This is a genomic window from Schlesneria sp. (assembly GCF_036405755.1).
Classification (GTDB): Bacteria; Planctomycetota; Planctomycetia; order Planctomycetales; family Planctomycetaceae; genus Schlesneria; species Schlesneria sphaerica.
In genome coordinates this window covers 1-16,371 of record NZ_DASWWZ010000426.1, presented here as the reverse complement: position 1 = coordinate 16,371, position 16,371 = coordinate 1, and the positions used below count along the sequence as shown (strand labels likewise).

The 16,371-nt window shown below is 56.0% G+C and carries 13 protein-coding genes; 1 reads left to right on the top strand and 12 read right to left on the bottom strand.

The features are described from left to right. The coding region (prfB, locus tag VGE80_RS14585; protein ID WP_440593175.1) for a peptide chain release factor 2 at positions 1-1,035 on the top strand (1,035 nt) is incomplete at its 5' end. Between the two features lie 296 nt (positions 1,036-1,331). Here the strand turns inward: prfB and VGE80_RS14580 are convergent. From VGE80_RS14580 to VGE80_RS14525, 12 genes are all read right to left on the bottom strand, one after another. After that, positions 1,332-2,861 carry a N,N-dimethylformamidase beta subunit family domain-containing protein gene (locus tag VGE80_RS14580; RefSeq protein ID WP_440593174.1) on the bottom strand — a complete coding sequence of 510 codons (1,530 nt, stop codon included), beginning with the start codon at positions 2,859-2,861 and terminating at the stop codon, positions 1,332-1,334. 154 nt (positions 2,862-3,015) lie between these two features. Then, positions 3,016-3,573, bottom strand: coding sequence for a hypothetical protein (locus VGE80_RS14575; protein WP_440593173.1), 558 nt, complete (start codon positions 3,571-3,573; stop codon positions 3,016-3,018). Positions 3,574-3,886: 313 nt separating this feature from the next. Continuing rightward, positions 3,887-5,341: a hydroxysqualene dehydroxylase HpnE gene (gene hpnE / locus VGE80_RS14570; protein WP_440593172.1), complete on the bottom strand. Its 1,455-nt coding sequence runs from the start codon at positions 5,339-5,341 to the stop codon at positions 3,887-3,889. Between the two features lie 167 nt (positions 5,342-5,508). Continuing rightward, the gene (locus VGE80_RS14565; protein ID WP_397570546.1) at positions 5,509-6,504 is read right to left on the bottom strand and encodes a malate dehydrogenase; all 996 of its coding nucleotides are present in this window, start codon (positions 6,502-6,504) and stop codon (positions 5,509-5,511) included. A gap of 189 nt (positions 6,505-6,693) precedes the next feature. Next, positions 6,694-7,536 carry a phosphoenolpyruvate hydrolase family protein gene (locus VGE80_RS14560; protein ID WP_440593171.1) on the bottom strand — a complete coding sequence of 281 codons (843 nt, stop codon included), beginning with the start codon at positions 7,534-7,536 and terminating at the stop codon, positions 6,694-6,696. 95 nt (positions 7,537-7,631) lie between these two features. Further along, on the bottom strand, positions 7,632-8,621 hold the full coding sequence (locus VGE80_RS14555) for a Gfo/Idh/MocA family protein (protein ID WP_373651477.1): 990 nt from the start codon (positions 8,619-8,621) through the stop codon (positions 7,632-7,634). Positions 8,622-8,706: 85 nt separating this feature from the next. Beyond that, a complete protein-coding gene (locus VGE80_RS14550; protein ID WP_373651476.1) occupies positions 8,707-9,651 on the bottom strand; it encodes a UDP-glucuronic acid decarboxylase family protein in 945 nt (314 codons plus the stop codon). A gap of 32 nt (positions 9,652-9,683) precedes the next feature. After that, positions 9,684-11,027 (bottom strand): UDP-glucose dehydrogenase family protein, encoded by a 1,344-nt coding sequence (locus VGE80_RS14545; RefSeq protein WP_440593170.1) that lies wholly within the window; start codon positions 11,025-11,027, stop codon positions 9,684-9,686. A gap of 90 nt (positions 11,028-11,117) precedes the next feature. Then, a complete protein-coding gene (locus VGE80_RS14540) occupies positions 11,118-12,125 on the bottom strand; it encodes a type I phosphomannose isomerase catalytic subunit (protein WP_440593169.1) in 1,008 nt (335 codons plus the stop codon). 40 nt (positions 12,126-12,165) lie between these two features. Next, on the bottom strand, positions 12,166-13,578 hold the full coding sequence (locus VGE80_RS14535) for a UTP--glucose-1-phosphate uridylyltransferase (protein WP_373651473.1): 1,413 nt from the start codon (positions 13,576-13,578) through the stop codon (positions 12,166-12,168). A gap of 192 nt (positions 13,579-13,770) precedes the next feature. After that, the gene (locus tag VGE80_RS14530) at positions 13,771-14,739 is read right to left on the bottom strand and encodes an NAD-dependent epimerase/dehydratase family protein (RefSeq protein WP_373651472.1); all 969 of its coding nucleotides are present in this window, start codon (positions 14,737-14,739) and stop codon (positions 13,771-13,773) included. Positions 14,740-15,510: 771 nt separating this feature from the next. Beyond that, positions 15,511-16,371 (bottom strand): serine hydrolase domain-containing protein (locus VGE80_RS14525; protein WP_440593168.1); only part of this gene is annotated, 861 nt, incomplete at its 5' end.

The following is a 16,371-nucleotide window of genomic DNA, read 5'->3' as shown; positions in this document are numbered from 1 at the left end:
CGCATTGCCGAAATCAACGACGCCATGGGCCAGCCAGGCTTCTGGGACAACCAGGACAAAGCACAGGCTCAGGTGAATGAGCTCAAGACGCTGAACGGCGTCCTCAAACCGATTAATGAGCTGTTTTCCGGATCCGAAGATCTTGCCGTTCTGCTGGAATTTGCCGAAGCAGAAGAATCGCCCGAAACCATTGCCGAGATTCAGCAGACCGTTGACCGCCTTAAACAGCAGTTCGACGAAGTCGAATTGCAAGCCATGCTGTCCGCTCCGGAAGACGGGAACTCGGCCTACGTCGCCATCCAGGCGGGTGAAGGAGGCACGGACGCGCAGGACTTTGCGGAAATGCTGATGCGAATGTATCAGCGATGGGCTGAACGTCGCGGCTTCGACGCCGAAATTCTTGATACTTCTCCCGCAGAAGAAGCAGGGATCCATTCCGCCACCATCCTGATTCGCGGATCCTACGTTTTTGGATTGCTGAAAGGTGAGACTGGGATTCATCGATTGATCCGGATGAGCCCCTTTGATTCTGCTCATCGGCGACAAACCTCGTTTGCCGCTGTCGACGTGACTCCGGAACTTGACGATAACATTTCGATCGAGATCGAGTGGGACGACCCCAAGACTATTCGCGAAGACATTTGTCGTGCGAGCGGTGCGGGCGGCCAGAAGGTTAACAAAACCGACTCCGCCATTCGTTTGACCCACCTTCCATCCAACACAGTAGTTCAGTGTCAGAACGAGCGAAGTCAGCACCAGAACCGAGCCCTTGCTCGCAAGATGATGATCGCCAAGCTGTACCAGATCGAAATGGATAAGCGCGAAGCGGAGAACGCGGCACGCCGTGGCGAGAAGTCGCGGATCGGCTTCGGCGGTGAAACCATCCGCAGCTACGTGCTGCATCCCGAGTCGTACTGCAAGGACAACCGGTCCGAATACAAGACGTCACATCCTCAGGCGACACTCGACGGGGATCTCGATCCCTGGATCGAGGCCTACATGCGATGGTGTCTCGAGATGAAGGAAGGCAAGTGATTCCTCACGACCCCGAACTTCTCGCCCAGTCGTTCGGTGTTCCCTTCCCGATCGCCTGAGTGCCCGGAAATGCGTCATCATCAGAAACGAGCACAGTCCCACGACCTCTGTACGAAATCGATCGTGAGCCTGTAAATGAGTCAGCCCGACGGACCACTTGGGTCTGCGGGCTGACTCTTCTTTTTTGTGTGAGACGTCCAGAGAAAATTCTTCTTCAGATAGCGGTCTGACGGACGACTGCGAGACTTTGGTCCGTCTGACTGGCTACTCCTTTTTCAGGACCTCCAGCACTGTCTCTACTTGATCGCACGACGCAACAGGTTGTGCGTAATTCGCTGGACGCGTTCATCCGGTCCGTGCGGACGACTCCAGTGGGACCACGGGAGCATGTGCCCTGGAGGACTTGATAAGTCCTGGCACCAGAAGATCGTCGACGCATTGAAGACAAAGTTATTTTTCGGGCCCGGATAGATCGTGGCCGTCCAGTGCTGAGGCTGGGTTCCTCCCACCAGTGCCGTCCCCTTGCCGACAATTTCGAGACCGGGGATGTCTTCTGGCGGTTCACCGTGATACTCCCAGCCGATCAGCCCGGGGATACGGTCCCCTTCTTTCATCCCTGTTCCTTCGAAGATCCAATGATCCGGTTTGGTGCAGATCCAGTCGCCGCCACCGTTGACCGGTTCGACGTTACGGGATCCGATCAGATAGCCCTCATCGGGACCGCGATGTGGGAACGGTCCATGCTGTTTTTCACGCAGTTCCGCATATTTATAGTCACCCCCATAAGGGCCACCTCGAAACATGATGCGATTAGGACGACCGTCAAAGCCTTGCCGCAGCGGAGTCACCCAGCAGACGGAATTCCCTGAAAAGAACAGCAGGTTCACACCGGCATCACGCAACTTGACAACGCTTTCATACTGGCGAATGTCCCAGTACTCATCGTGTCCAACACTCAAGAAGGCCTTGCATTTCAGAGCCCGATCCGGAGTCAGCATGTCACTGTTTGAACAATAGGTCACGTCGTACCCTTCTTTCTCGAGCCAGTACGACATGGGGAATTCAAAGCAAAGCCACTCACCGGAACCAATCGACTGCGGATTTTCGTAGATCTGTGCATACTTGGCATAAGGCCGGTCAAAGCTGACGTCGGCCCACGGCCCCTGATTCCCTTTTGGATGCGTATAGACAGAATAGTTGTCTGGCCACTGGTTGTAGGCCTGCCAGGTATTGTCCGAACACTGGACCAGGATGTCAGCAGGGCGGTCGTCGGTCACAATGAAGACGACATAACTTTGCCAGTAACCCGCATCCGGACTTTCCTCGACAAGACTCAGCCGTCCGAGATAGACGCCGCTGGTCCAGTCGGCAGGAATCGTCAGCGTGGTTGTCGGTTCCCAGCGGCATTCATGAAGATTCTTTTCACCCGGGGCAGGCGTCGGTTGCTTCTTGCCGGGGAATGGGCCCAGCGTCTGCATCAGCCGTGCCCCTTTTCCCCCGTAGTACCCCGTCCGGAAGATTTCAATTTTGAAGGGTCGAACCGGATCACATGACACCATGATGTCGATGGTCTCGTTCGCCTTGACGCTTTGACGAGAACAGTAGCCTTCGATGAAGGGGCTGCGAAATCCGAGGTTCTTGTCGAGGCGAACTCGGGTCAACTGCCAGTCTGTCGATCCCGGCTGTTCATTCTCTCTCCGGATCAGTTCTCCCCGGGGAACAGGCGATGCGGCAGTCGCCTCAGCGCCATTCCCGGAAGTCAAATTCGATGCCATCGCTGCAACGGATCCGGCTGCAACGTGCTTGATCCAATCTCTGCGGTCCATGGTCACGGATCTCACTCCTTCTAGTGGTGAAGAATTGTTGAGTACTGAGTTTGAACGAATCCTGTCGTACAGAGGAACAAATACGGAACCATGATGACAGAACTGTCGCGACTTTGTCACACGCCTGGAGGTGCGTCACAAGCCTGGAGGTGCGTCACAAGCCTGGAGGTGCACTTCCGGGAGTCATTCGGGCCAGCACACGGTGGCTTCCAAGCAGTTGCCCTTCGCAAAGGACTTCAAGCGCATAGGCACGCTCTTCCAACGCCACCAGGGGCAAACGAGGCAGTGGAAGTGAGACCTCGATCGTCTTGAGAGGATCATCGCATTCAATGGCGACTTCCGCCTGGAACAAGGACCGATTCTCTCGAAGTTCGACATACCGGACTTCAAATGTTTTGCGTTCTGAAAGCTCTGTCAGGCTGAAGTAAACGTACGGGGATCCTGCCTGCATCAACTGCTGAATGGGCTGGACGCGGCTCGAAGAATCCCCTTCCCCACCCTCTCCCGATCCACCGGGACCTCGATCAAACGGATGACCTCCACCCGAGCCTCCTCCTGTGACAGGTCCGCTTTCCTGGGACGAGAAGTTCAGATGGGTGTTGGGGGTAAAGAAGATGGTTGAGAAGACACCACAGATGATGTGCTTACCGGTCGCCTGGTCCCGATAAACGTGATCGGCCAGCAACAGAGATTGAAGGATCGGCACAGCCACAAATTCACTCCATTTTCAATTTCTCATTCCGCCGGCATTCGAGGATTGGGGACAAGTCGTCGGACACTTAGAGGTAACGACTCGATCAGTGGCAGCCATTGCCTGGAGGCTTGTCACCCTCAAGTGTTTCCTGCCGTTCTACGATCCTGACTTTTCCCCAGCGGCAGATTCCTGCACAGTTCAAGAACTCGCGACTCACGACCTTCGTAACTTCGCGGCACCTGCTTTGCGAACATCGTAACCCGCGCCGGCAAGTTTCGGAAATGTGCTCGCTCGTGAACCTCATCGAGTTCCACACGAAAGATTCTGACTTTTATCCCGGTTCATTAGCGGGCAGCCCGTAGATGACTCGCGATAAAAAAGCTGTCTTCAGATTTGGACGAATCACTCTCTCCCGCTTACCGAGTCGCGACAGAATATTCTCGGCGGCGAGATATCCGCTTCGCACAGCTCCTTCCATCGTCGCGGGCCAGCCGGTACGGGTCCAATCACCGGCCAGTTGAAGATTCGCTACAGGAGACTGTTGGGCAGGGCGGAGCCCCTCGATTCCGGGGACCGGCGAGAAAACAGCACGATGCTCGGTCACCTGTCGCGAATGCAGCAGCTTGGCATTTGCCGTTTCGGGCCAGACCTCCGCTAATTCTTTCAAGACTTCCTGTTGGATATCCTCTTTGCTCCGCCCGCCAAGCTGATGGCTGGCGCTGATCACAATCTGGTAGTAGAACGACTTTTCAACCAAATCCGTCCCCGGCGGGCCCGCCAGCGAAGTACTCGCAGGAGTATTGCCAAGCAGCGTGCGATTGAAGACCCACTGACAGAGTCGATCGACCAGGACGGCATGAGGCAGATCCGTAATCGGTCGATCAAACCACAAATGGAGACTCGAGATCGGTGCGGGTTCGAGCTGCTCGATTCCCTGCAGGTCTGGTTGAGCACTGAGTGTTTCCGGCAATAGTGATCGGATTCGATGAAATGGAACCGCCACGAGGAACTCATCACCATCAATGATTTCTCCTGAATTGAGACGGACCCCAGATACAATCTCACCCGCCATCTCAAATTTTTCGACGCCTGTTTGAAGTCGGATCTGGGACCCACGCGAGGTGAGCCATTCGACCAGCGGTCCGCCGTAGAGCTTTTCGAGGGGGACGGTGGGAATATCCACATACCACCCATCTCGATTGGCGAGAAATGCATCGACGATCACCTTCCTCGCATGCGTCACCGAAATCCGATCGAGTGACTCACTGAGAGCACTGACCAGTACCACAAACCAGAACCGATTGATGACATTCGTCGGCTGCCGGTGCTGCTTCAGCCACTCGCTGAAAGGGAGTGCCTCATCCGCCGAACTGACGGGTCTCGCCAGAGCTTTCAGGCCTCGTGCCAGTGCCTGCTTTTCCTGCCAGGACAAATACGACAGGCTGGCGAATCCCCCCAGGAGATGCAGCGGTGCTGGAAGTGGTCCCGCGGCGAAGCGATCGACCTTGCCGGAAGGCCCGATGAAGTGCAGCGCCGGTTCCCTGCGGAAGGAACTGGCCAAGCCTGTCGTTTCGCAGAAATGGCGAAAGTTCGTACAGCATCCCAGCGTGACATGCTGGCAATTATCAATCTCACTACCCGTTGTCGGGTCGTGGAAAGAGCTCGCCCGGCCTCCCAGCCGTACCCGGGATTCGAGCAGTAGACAAGGCAAATTGCGTTCCGTTAAGGCCACGGCAGCAGCCAGACCGGCCAGCCCCCCGCCAACGATAACGATCCGAGGGGACATGAAGGCTCCGCTGATCGACATAGACTCAGGCAAAAAAAACAGTTCTTCGGGCGTTCTCACGACACACAAAATGATCCCGTCCACCAGCGGCAGACGGGATCATATCCGGTTGAGCAACGACATGTGCGATGCACTCGATGCATCGCACGATGCGAAAGCTCGATGAATCAGGGCAGCAGGTCACGAACGGTATCGCGTTCCTGCTTCAATTCATTGATGGTCTTGTCGATCTGCGAACGGCTGAATTCATCAATCTCGAAACCAGGCAGAACTCGCCAGTTCTTGCCGTCAGTGCTAAGCGGCAAACCGGTGACCAGACCTTCTTCGATTCCGTAGCTTCCATCCGAGTAGACAGCGGCGCTGAAGCAGTCACCCGCAGCGGTCGGCGTGACGATGCTCTTGACGGTATCAAGTGCAGCATTGGCAGCGCTTGCAGCGCTGGAAGCACCACGTGCTTTGATGACTGCAGCACCGCGCTGCTGAACGGTCGTGACGAAGTCACCCTTCAACCAGGCATGGTCGGAAATGACGCTGGTTGCTGGCTTGCCGTCGATCTTGGTGTTGAGGAAGTCTGGGAACTGCGTCGAAGAATGGTTACCCCAGATCGCCAGATTGGTGACCGAAGCGACGGGTCGATTGGACTTCTGAGCCAGTTGAGCGGCGGCACGATTCTGGTCGAGACGCGTCATGGCGAACCAGCGATCACGTGGCACGTCCGGAGCGTGCGACATGGCGATCAGACAGTTCGTGTTACAGGGGTTTCCGACGACAACAACCCGGACGTCCTTGGCGGCTGCGGCCTGAATCGCTTTGCCGGTATTCGTGAAGATGGGGCCGTTGATACGGATGAGGTCAGAACGCTCCATCCCCTGCTTACGGGGAACGCTGCCGACGAGGATCGCGAAGTTGACATCACGGAATGCGTCTTCGAGATGATCACTGTCGAACTTTTGCACCCCGGCCAGTGTCGGGAAAGCACAGTCGTCGAGTTCCATGTGGATCCCGTCCAATGCCCCGACCGCAGCAGGAAGTTCAATCAGGTGCAGAATCACAGGGCGATGGGCCCCGAAGATTTGGCCCGAGGCGAGTCGGAACAAGGACGCATAGCCAATCTGGCCGGCAGCACCGGTGATCGCAACTCGAATGGGGGCAACGTCGGTCATACTCAGAGCTCTCCTAAAAGCAACAATTTCCTTCGCCGGAAAACTACACAATGGGTAAGATCCCATTGGTCGGCAATTTCTTCGTGAGGCTGCATTTTCGACAGCATCGCGAGGGTATCGACTCCCTCGCCCCTCAGCAACTGTCGCTGCCTGAGGAACTGCGGGAACCGAGTAGACCCGTTCCGAACTTCAGGATGGCAGGCGGAAATGGATCTCGGAAAACTCGCGAATCCGGTCGATAATCGCGGGTTCAACCGGAAGTCGTTCCATGGAACTCGCCCCATAGAACCCCACAATTCCTTCAGTATGATCAAGAATATGCTGCGCATCCTCAGGATCGGCGATCGGTCCCCCGTGGCACAGGACGAGGATATCTGGTTTGATCCGTTTCGCTGCATCGTGCATCTGCTGGCAACGCCGCGCCGCTTCCTCAAGCGTCACCGCCGTCGAGGCGCCGATCAGCCCTTTGGTCGTTAACCCCATGTGCGGAATCAGAATGTCGGCACCCGCCCTGGCCATCGCCTCGGCCTCTTCGACATTGAAGCAGTAGGGTGTCGTCAGCAACCCCATTTCCCCCGCCATGCGGATCATTTCGACTTCCCTGTCGTATCCCATGCCCGTCTCTTCCAGCCCGAGCCGAAATTGCCCGTCGATCAGCCCGACGGTGGGAAAGTTTTGAACTCCACTGAAACCAGCCTCCTGCACCTCACGCAGGAATTGGGGCATCAATCGAAACGGGTCGGTGCCGCAGACTCCCGCCAGTACAGGCGTTTTTGAAACGACGGGCAGCACTTCGCGAGCCATCTCCATGACAATCGCGTTGGCGTCACCGTACGGCATCATTCCAGCCAGCGACCCACGGCCCGCCATGCGAAAACGGCCGGAATTGTAGATCACGATCAAGTCGATGCCGCCCGCCTCTTCCAGCTTTGCGGACAGTCCGGTTCCCGCACCTCCACCCAGGATCGGTCGACCTGCGGCAACGTTCTTGCGCAACCGGGCCAGGATCTCATCACGTCGCTGAAGACTCATTGCCGTCTTTCAAATCAGAGGGATCTCAGAACAATCGTATCGCGCTCGGACCATGCGAGTTGACTCAATCCGACGTTCGGGCTGGCTAAGATTTGTCACGTGTCGGTGGGACACCCCGCCGCCCGGAGCACAGTCTCCTGTACCGCCAGATCATGTGTGACAGACCAGTCACTCATTTTTTCGCCCCGGATGATCTTCGCGAAATCGGCCGCATCGGCAACATAGCGCTGATAAGACTCGACGGGGACATCCTGGTACCCTTTTCGGTATTTTCCCCGCTCTTTCGACAGAGCCAGTCTTACCACCTTCGGACTGTCGAGCGGTTCAATATGGATGGTTCCTTCGGTTCCACACAGAACAAAGTGACGCCGTGCGAAGCCTTCCACCTCCAGCCCTGACGATTTGACCGAAGCGATCGCGCGCGGATACTTGAGCACCGCGAGCATGTTATCCAGTAGTTCATCAGCCTGGTCAGACGAGTGTTCTGTCACGGGTAACACTGAGTCGGGTGCCCCCAGCAGACTGACCACAATATCGATCAAGTGACAGCCGAGTTCGAACATCATTCCACCGCGATATTCTGCATGCTTCAGGCGCGCAGCGCGGTCCAGCTGCTTGCTCATCACGCAGTGGACCTCGAACGGATCACCCAGAAAGCCCTTCTTCACCAGATCCCGACAAAGGACGACGGCCGGGTTGTAGCGGTACATGTACCCCATTTGCACGCACAAATGTCGCCGTGCAGAAGTATCAAGAATCCGCCGGAACTGACTCAACGATTCGCCCGCGGGTTTATCCAGATGAACGTGCATTCCGGCGTCAATACACTGCTCCGCATGGGCGAGCAGGTGTCGGGGCTCTGTCTCGACAGCGACCGCCTGAAGCCCGGGGGTATTCAGCAATTGCTCAACTGACATCCACTGCACATCACGGAAAGCGGGATTCGACTCCGCTTTCCGCCGCAGCCGGTCATCCGGTTCCGCCACCCCCACAACTTCGTAGTCGTCGGATTTCCGGTAAACCTCCAGCTTTCCCGACGCGTGTCCGTGCCCCGTCCCTATCTGGCCGATCTTGATCTTCATCATGGAGGTTCCCGTGAAATATCAGATGCTCGGATTCACTTCGCATAGCACGCGACAGCGAGGCCAGTTCGACGGTGGTGATACTGAATCAGCTGGCCCGTGAAAGTTCCTGACGATAGTAGGCGATCGTCCTGGCCAAACCCTCGCGAAGACCGACGGTCGGGGACCAGCCGAGTACGGCTTTCGCCTTGGTGATGTCCGGGCATCGCTGCTTTGGATCATCCTTGGGAAGGGGCTCAAACGTAATCTTGGATTTGGATTCCGGAATCGCCCTCAATACCTCTTCGGCCAGTTGCAGCATTGAGTACTCATCAGGATTACCGAGATTGACGGGGCCAATTTCGGTGTCCTGATCCATCATCTGCATCATCCCGCGAATCAGATCATCGCAATAGCAGAATGATCGCGTCTGAGAGCCATCGCCGTAGATGGTGATCGGTTCGCCGCGTATCGCCTGTGTGATGAAGTTAGAGATGACGCGTCCATCATTCGGGTCCATTCTCGGCCCGTAGGTATTGAAGATCCGGATCACCCGGACGGCCAGATCGTGTTCCTGGTGATAGTTGATGCACAACGACTCGGCGACACGCTTCCCTTCGTCGTAACAACTTCGCGGGCCGATCGGATTCACATGCCCCCAGTAGTCTTCCCGCTGGGGATGAACACTCGGATCGCCATAGACTTCAGACGTGGAACAGTGCAGGATCCGGGCGCGACATCGCTTGGCCAGTCCCAGCATATTGACCACGCCAACGGTCGAGGTCTTGATTGTTTTGATGGGGTTGAACTGATAGGCGACAGGTGATGCGGGACAGGCCAGGTTATAGATCTGATCGACTTCGAGCACGATGGGGTGAACGATGTCGTGGCGGATCAATTCAAACCGGGGGTTCCCCATCAGATGCAGGATATTGTCTTTGCGACCGGTGAAGAAGTTGTCGAGACAGATGACGTTCTCGTTCCGCTCAAGTAACCGTTCGCAAAGATGGCTGCCTAAAAATCCAGCCCCTCCTGTCACAAGAATTGATCGCATTGCTGGAAAACCTCAATTCCCTCATGGAATAGTTATGTTGTTTTGCTGCCGGCCCCATCCTTGGCGTCGGTCTTTGATTCCAGCCCGATCCCGGAGTAATGAAATCCTAACTGAGTCATCCTCATTGGATCAAACAGATTTCGACCATCAAAAATGACAGGAGACTTCAGCTTCTCACGGATGACACCGAAATCTGGATTTCGGAATTCATTCCATTCCGTAACGATAGCCAGTACTTCAGCACCCTCTAACGTATCGTAAGGAGTCTGGCAATAGGTGAGTCGATCTCCGTAGATCTTGCGAACGTTCTCCATGGCAACAGGATCATGCACCCGCACGGTCGCTCCTGTCGCGAGAAGCCGGTCAATCAGAATGAGTGACGGGGCTTCGCGGATATCGTCAGTCCGAGGCTTGAAAGCCAGCCCCCAGATGGCGATGGTCCGCCCCTTGAGTTCTCCTCCAAAGTGCTTGTGCACTTTCTGGAACAAGACTTCTTTCTGAGCAACGTTCACTGCATCGACAGCTTCGAGAATGTGAGGTTCAATCCCCGATTGTTCGGCGACGCGAATCATCGCGCGCACGTCCTTGGGGAAGCACGATCCGCCGTACCCGACACCGGGGAACAGGAATGCGAAACCAATTCGCTGATCGTGGCCAATCCCCTTGCGTACGTGGTTGATATCGGCACCGACCTGCTCGCAGACGTTCGCCATCTCGTTGATGAAGCTGATCTTGGTCGCGAGCATGCAGTTCGCGACGTATTTCGTCATCTCAGAACTTTCCAGGTTCATCACCAGGAACGGGTGCTCGGTCCGCAGGAAAGGCTGATAGAGTTCCCGCAGGACCTGAGCCACTTCAGGCCGTGTCACACCGACCACAACCCGGTCCGGCTTCATAAAGTCTTCGAGAGCACAGCCTTCTTTCAGAAATTCCGGGTTCGATGCAACGTGGACTGTGCGGCCCAGCAGATCTTGCAGGCGACGCGCGACAGCAGCATTAGTTCCCACGGGAACGGTGCTCTTGACCACGACGATCGCATCGTGGGAAAGGTGCGGGGCAATCGAATCGACCGCACTCCAGAAAACGGCCAGGTCTGCGGAGCCGTCGTCTCGCTGAGGAGTCCCTACAGAAAGGAAGACGCACTGGGCCTGTGGGATGGCGTCTTTAGGCTCGGTTGTGAACCGCAGACGTTTTGCTTCGACATTGCGGACAATTAGTTCATCGAGTCCGGGCTCATAAATGGGAATCTGACCCAAATTCAGCTTCCGGATCTTTTCACTGTCCACATCGACGCAAATCACGTCGTTGCCGCTTTCGGCGAAGCAGGTCCCCGTAATTAATCCGACATATCCGGTCCCGATCACTACGATCTTCAACTTAAAATCCCTTTATTCATCCGTGATGGGGGGTTCAAGTGGTCGCGAAACCTCCAGATATGTCTGGACCTCCGTTTCATCCACGGCCATTTAAGTAAGGCGAACACAAAGTAATGTCAACAAACCCGCATTTTCTTTCGGGCTCAGCCGCGTCTGTCCCGCACTCGCCGGAATCATGAAGCTCGACCCCTTCTGGAAGTCGCGGGTATACCCTGTACCGGAATTTGTCAACGACACTTCACCCTCCAGCACCATCCAGACTGTGAACTCACCCGAATGCGGCGTCGCACCTGGCTGGTGTAATGTGTAGCGTTCCATGCGGAAGCCCACGCCGTCGACAAGGAGTTCTCCGCTCAGCCCTGACGATTCACAACAAATTTTTTCAGGAACGACAGGGGAAACGGGTCCCTGGTCCCAGTTGATCGCATCGACCGCCTTGTCGATCTGCAACGGACGTGGTTTGCCGTCCAGCCCCAGCCGGTTCCAGTCGAACAAGCGGAATGTCGCGTCGCTGGACTGCTGCACTTCTGCAATGATCAGTCCTCCCCCCGCCGCGTGAATCGTCCCGGCGGGTATGGAGACGCAATCACCTGGACGTGGTACGAACGAATGCAAGCACTTCTCGACTGTCCCCCCCTTCATATGGGCCAGGAAATCCTCGCGGGTTACGCCGGGCTGAAGTCCCGCGTAAATCCGGGCGGTCGGTTCCACCGACACAATGACCCACGCTTCTGATTTTCCGTAAGGTTCGTTCAGAAGCCGCTGCGCCATCGCATCATCAGGGTGGACTTGAAGTGACAGGAGTTCTTTGCATTCGAGCCATTTCAGCAGCAGCGGAAAGACATCGCGACCTCCGCCGCCCGTCAGTTCCTTTCGCGACTTCGTCCACAGTTCAGCAAGTGGACGGCCGGCATTTTTCCCTTCGAGCACCCGACTTTCATGCAAGGGAAGTGAACTGAGCTCCCAAGCCTCTCCATACGGCAATTCACAGGGAAGCGTTCTTCCCAGTTGAGACTGAATCCCCCTTCCCCCCCAGACCTGTGGGCGGAAAAACGTATCGAACACAAGCGGATCGTCGATGGTCAAAGGCGAATTCATGAAAGGTATTTCCGAAATGACAACGCTGTCGATCAAGAGTTCAGTCTTTGGGGCCAAGGTACGTGGGACTATCGAATGGAACCGCAGCGAGTTCGCCGGTACGGGCCGACAGATCTTCCGGTGAAAGAGCAAAGCGGGGGCTGATCTCAACAGCGACGTCGTCTGGAGGATTCACGCCGACCGAGTTCAACCAGCGTTTGCTTAACCGAACCATCCGGTCACGCACGTAATCAGGAGAGAACTCTCCCTCTTTGTTCTTCAGCGGCGCGAACTCGTCATCGCGGACGGTCTCAACGATGAGCGCCACCTTCGCGAGCGGTAGGGTGTCGAAGATGAATCGTTCGAACTTCACTCCGTTCTCAACGGTCGGCTCCACCGCGTTACCCTGTTCATCAATATGAGGAATCTTCTTGATGGCTCGATGCCAGGGAAGAATGTTGTCGGATGTCGCAACCCGTTCGAGGAAGCTGCGATTGAAAAGATGGATGGCGGTACTGCCTGCCCAGAATTTCAAATCACCCGCCGCGTCACGTGCCTGCGCCAGGTCCTTGGGCAAATCACTGTACTCGATAATCTGCGTCCGGCCGTCGATGTCCACGGCCACACCCACCTTCTCGTCAGGTCCGGTTTTCGCGACAACCTTTGTTGAGACCTCTGATTCATGCATCAGGTGCAGACCGATGAATTCAGGGTCGCAAACACGCGCCAGCGGGTTGTCGACCTGATGCGAGAAGATATATTCAATCCCTCTTCGTTTCATCTCGTCGAACAGCCCTGCCTTCCAGAGGGCCGAGAACAATCCCCCATGCCCATCGGGGCTCATGCTGAGATTTCCCTTGTCGGCCAGCAGGACTTTTCCGGACTTCAAATCGACGGATGGTGCAAAGCCCTGGGGAAACAGGAACACATCCTTGGGATCAAGACCGAAGTAATTGTTTCGGCGATAGAATTCCTCGATCTCGTCATGCGTCTTGTCGCTGGTCATCACGAAGTAGGGGATCGTGGTGCCATACCGCTGTGACGTGGCGATTAACTTGGTTGCCAGGATCTGGAGCAATGACTGATTCGTCACGGGACCAATCGGGAACAGGCCCTTGGACTGCTTGAATCCGAGTCGAGTCCCCTGGCCGCCAGCCAGCAGCACGGCACCGACTTTCCCTTCGCGGAGTGCGTTCTCTCCGATTTCCCGAGCGGCCCGCCATTTATCCCGGTCGGCGGCACTCTTCGGCGTCCTGACCACATACGCAGGAGGAGCGGCCCGACGGGCACGTTCCTCAAAGTCGCTCTGCGGACTGGTTCCCTTTTTTGCGAAGTTGGAGACGAGATCCCAGTCCAGATCCGCAAGCTGCGCTGCCAGGAGCTTCTGCTGTTCGGCGGACAGCTCTTTCCAAAAACGCAACAGGTGCTGTTGACCAGTTTGTTCGATCATCTGCGAAAGCTTCGCGTCAAGCATTGTGAATCCTAATGGATGAACAGTTCAATTTCCGTCTCTGCCTTGGCCCGACGTCACTTTCCAATTCATGCGGCGGTTACTTCCGCAGAATCTGTCAGACTTTCCCACGGCTGAATTTGATGTGGGAATTGAGACGACTCGTCGCAATTCCCACATCACGGTTGCAACGGGACCTCTCGGAGCGGATGTCGATCATAACTCGCTCGGCCGCTTACCAAACCACCGCACGGTTTCTCGCAATCCTTCCTTGAGTGAAACAGTCGGTTTCCATCCCAGTAGCCGCTCTGCCAGCACCGGCGACACGAGACTGGAGCGCAAATCCCCGATGCGAGGAGGACCATGCTGAATCTCGATGGTTCTGCCCACCTGCCCCTGATTCTTCAAGTCATCAAGATGGCAATCCGCGATCATCTGAGCCAGCTCATTGATGTCGACCCCGAGTCCGGTCCCGATATTGATCGCAGCGAAATCCTCGGCCAGGTCCGTGTGTAAGGCTGCGACATTCGCTCGTGCGACGTCGGGACCATAAACAAAGTCTCTGATGTATTTCCCATCACCATTGATGGTGATTCCTTTTCCGTCCAGGGTCCGCCTGATGAAAATCGCCGTGACCCCCGCTTCCCCTTCGGGATTTTGACGTGGTCCATAGACGTTCGAATACCGCAAGGCGACCCCCTGCAAGTTGCGCTCCTTGGCGTAAAACTCCAGGTATTGTTCGCCGACCCACTTGCTGATGCCGTAGGCGGATTTTGGTTTCTTCGGAAAATCCTCAGACGCGGGGGACGTCACATCTCCGTAGAGCACGCCTCCTGACGAGGCAAAGACGACGCGTTTCACACCAACTCGGGACGCATTCTCAAAAATGTTCAGCAAGCCAAGTACGTTCACTTCCGCATCGAAGATTGGTTCACGCATCGACCTGCTGACCGATATCTGAGCGGCTTGATGGCAAACCCCTTCGGGTCTGACTTCGTCAAAGATTCTGCGAACCTGATCCTGATCGCGAATATCAGCCTCATACAAGGGAACGCCCGCAGGCAAATTACGTCTCGATCCAGATTCGAGGTTGTCGATGACAACGGGCACATCGCCTCGTTCGAGCAACGCATCCACGATGTGACTGCCGATAAAGCCAGCCCCCCCGGTGACAATCACTTTCATCTCAGTTCCTCAATGCCCGAATTCCATTGGCGACTCGTTCCGGTGAATCAGCAACGGGCCAAATCACATAGACTCCGCACCGTCCGCCCGACCCACTGCGGTTGTTCGTTGACCGCCCCGCCCCTTGACGCAGATTCGGCGCAACATGACGGAGACGGCCATCTCAGACTGACTGAGCCACTCTCTCCAGCACAGGTTTGCCTGAGTCATGCTGTATCCACACGAAAATACCGCCAATCTTGTCTTCAGCGGCAGCCTCTTACAATCAAATTGTCTATGAAAATCAGGTCGCTTGACGTGTGACAACGAACCAGAGCCAGTCGGGGCGCAGTGCATAAGGACTGCGAATCGAGTCGCTTATCCACGCTTCCAGTGGCCCCCTTGTCTTACACCTTGAATCGATCCTCGGTTTGGAACGTAAGGAGAATCGATACAAGGTACGCAGACTCCCTTATTGTTCAAATCTGCGTGTCGATATAAAGCATCGGAGGACTGGCGCTGGCCTGATTATCTCAAAAACATCCACCAAGGCTCTACTTCTGAACCACTCTTGATTACTCAAACATCAAAACCAGTCGATAAGTGATTCATCCGTTCACGCCGTGAGGCTCGACCATCCACGTGTTGACCTGCAAACCGCCAATCGTACGTGTCACAAAGCAAAGTATCCTTGTCCGTCAACGATAAGCGAAAATCGTACCCAAGGAACTGCCGACGCTAAAGTCGGCTCCTCTTCAGTACTCTTCAGTATGAGTGTGCCTTCACCTGTTTTCAGGTCAGTTGCAAATCGGCACAAATCGCTTCGTTCAGTTTTCGCAGACGGCGTCCATGCTGGCCCTCGCCGGGACGTCCGTTGAAGAAATAGGCGACGACCAGGCCACGCTCCGGATCACACCATCCCTGGGATGATTGCGCCCCGCCGTGGCCGAAAGTACGGAGCGAACAAAAGGGGCCATACCCGTATGGAACGGTCTCCGCCCCGTAGCGAATCGAATTCACGATCACGCCCAATCCGAAGTCAACCTTATGCGCAAGCGTCAGATCAAATTCCCCCACCCGGTGCCGGGCAGTCATGGCGGCCACGGCCTGAGGGGTCAGGATCTGCCGCCCCTGGTATTGTCCTTCATTCAGCAACATTTCGTAGAAGGAGCCCAGTTCCCGAATCGGCCCCCGCGTATTCGCACCCGGAGAGGGCTTTTCACAACGGGCCGGCTCGTGCCAGTCCAGAAGTTGCAGACCGCCCCCCTCTCGGGTGTAGATTTTTCCCAACCGGCTTTCGTATTCCGCATATTGTGTGGGAGTCAGGCTCGTGAAGCTTTGCCGCAGGCCGAGAGGTTCAAATAGTCCCTTGCGCATCGCGTCGGGATAAGAAAGCCCCGTCAGCCGGGACAGGATCTCACCCAGGATGAACCAGCTCGATGCGGTATGGTACCCCGCCGTTTGTCCTACCACCCAGTCGGGTTCGACGCTCGAATCGCAGATCCGCCGAATGATGTCATTCCAGGACGCTTCGGGCCAGCCCGTTTCGACATTCCGGAAACCGCAGGTATGAGTCAGTATGTGGCGGATGGTGATCCCATCCTTGCCCCCCCCCGCAAACTCCGGGATGAATTTCACCACGGGATCATCCAG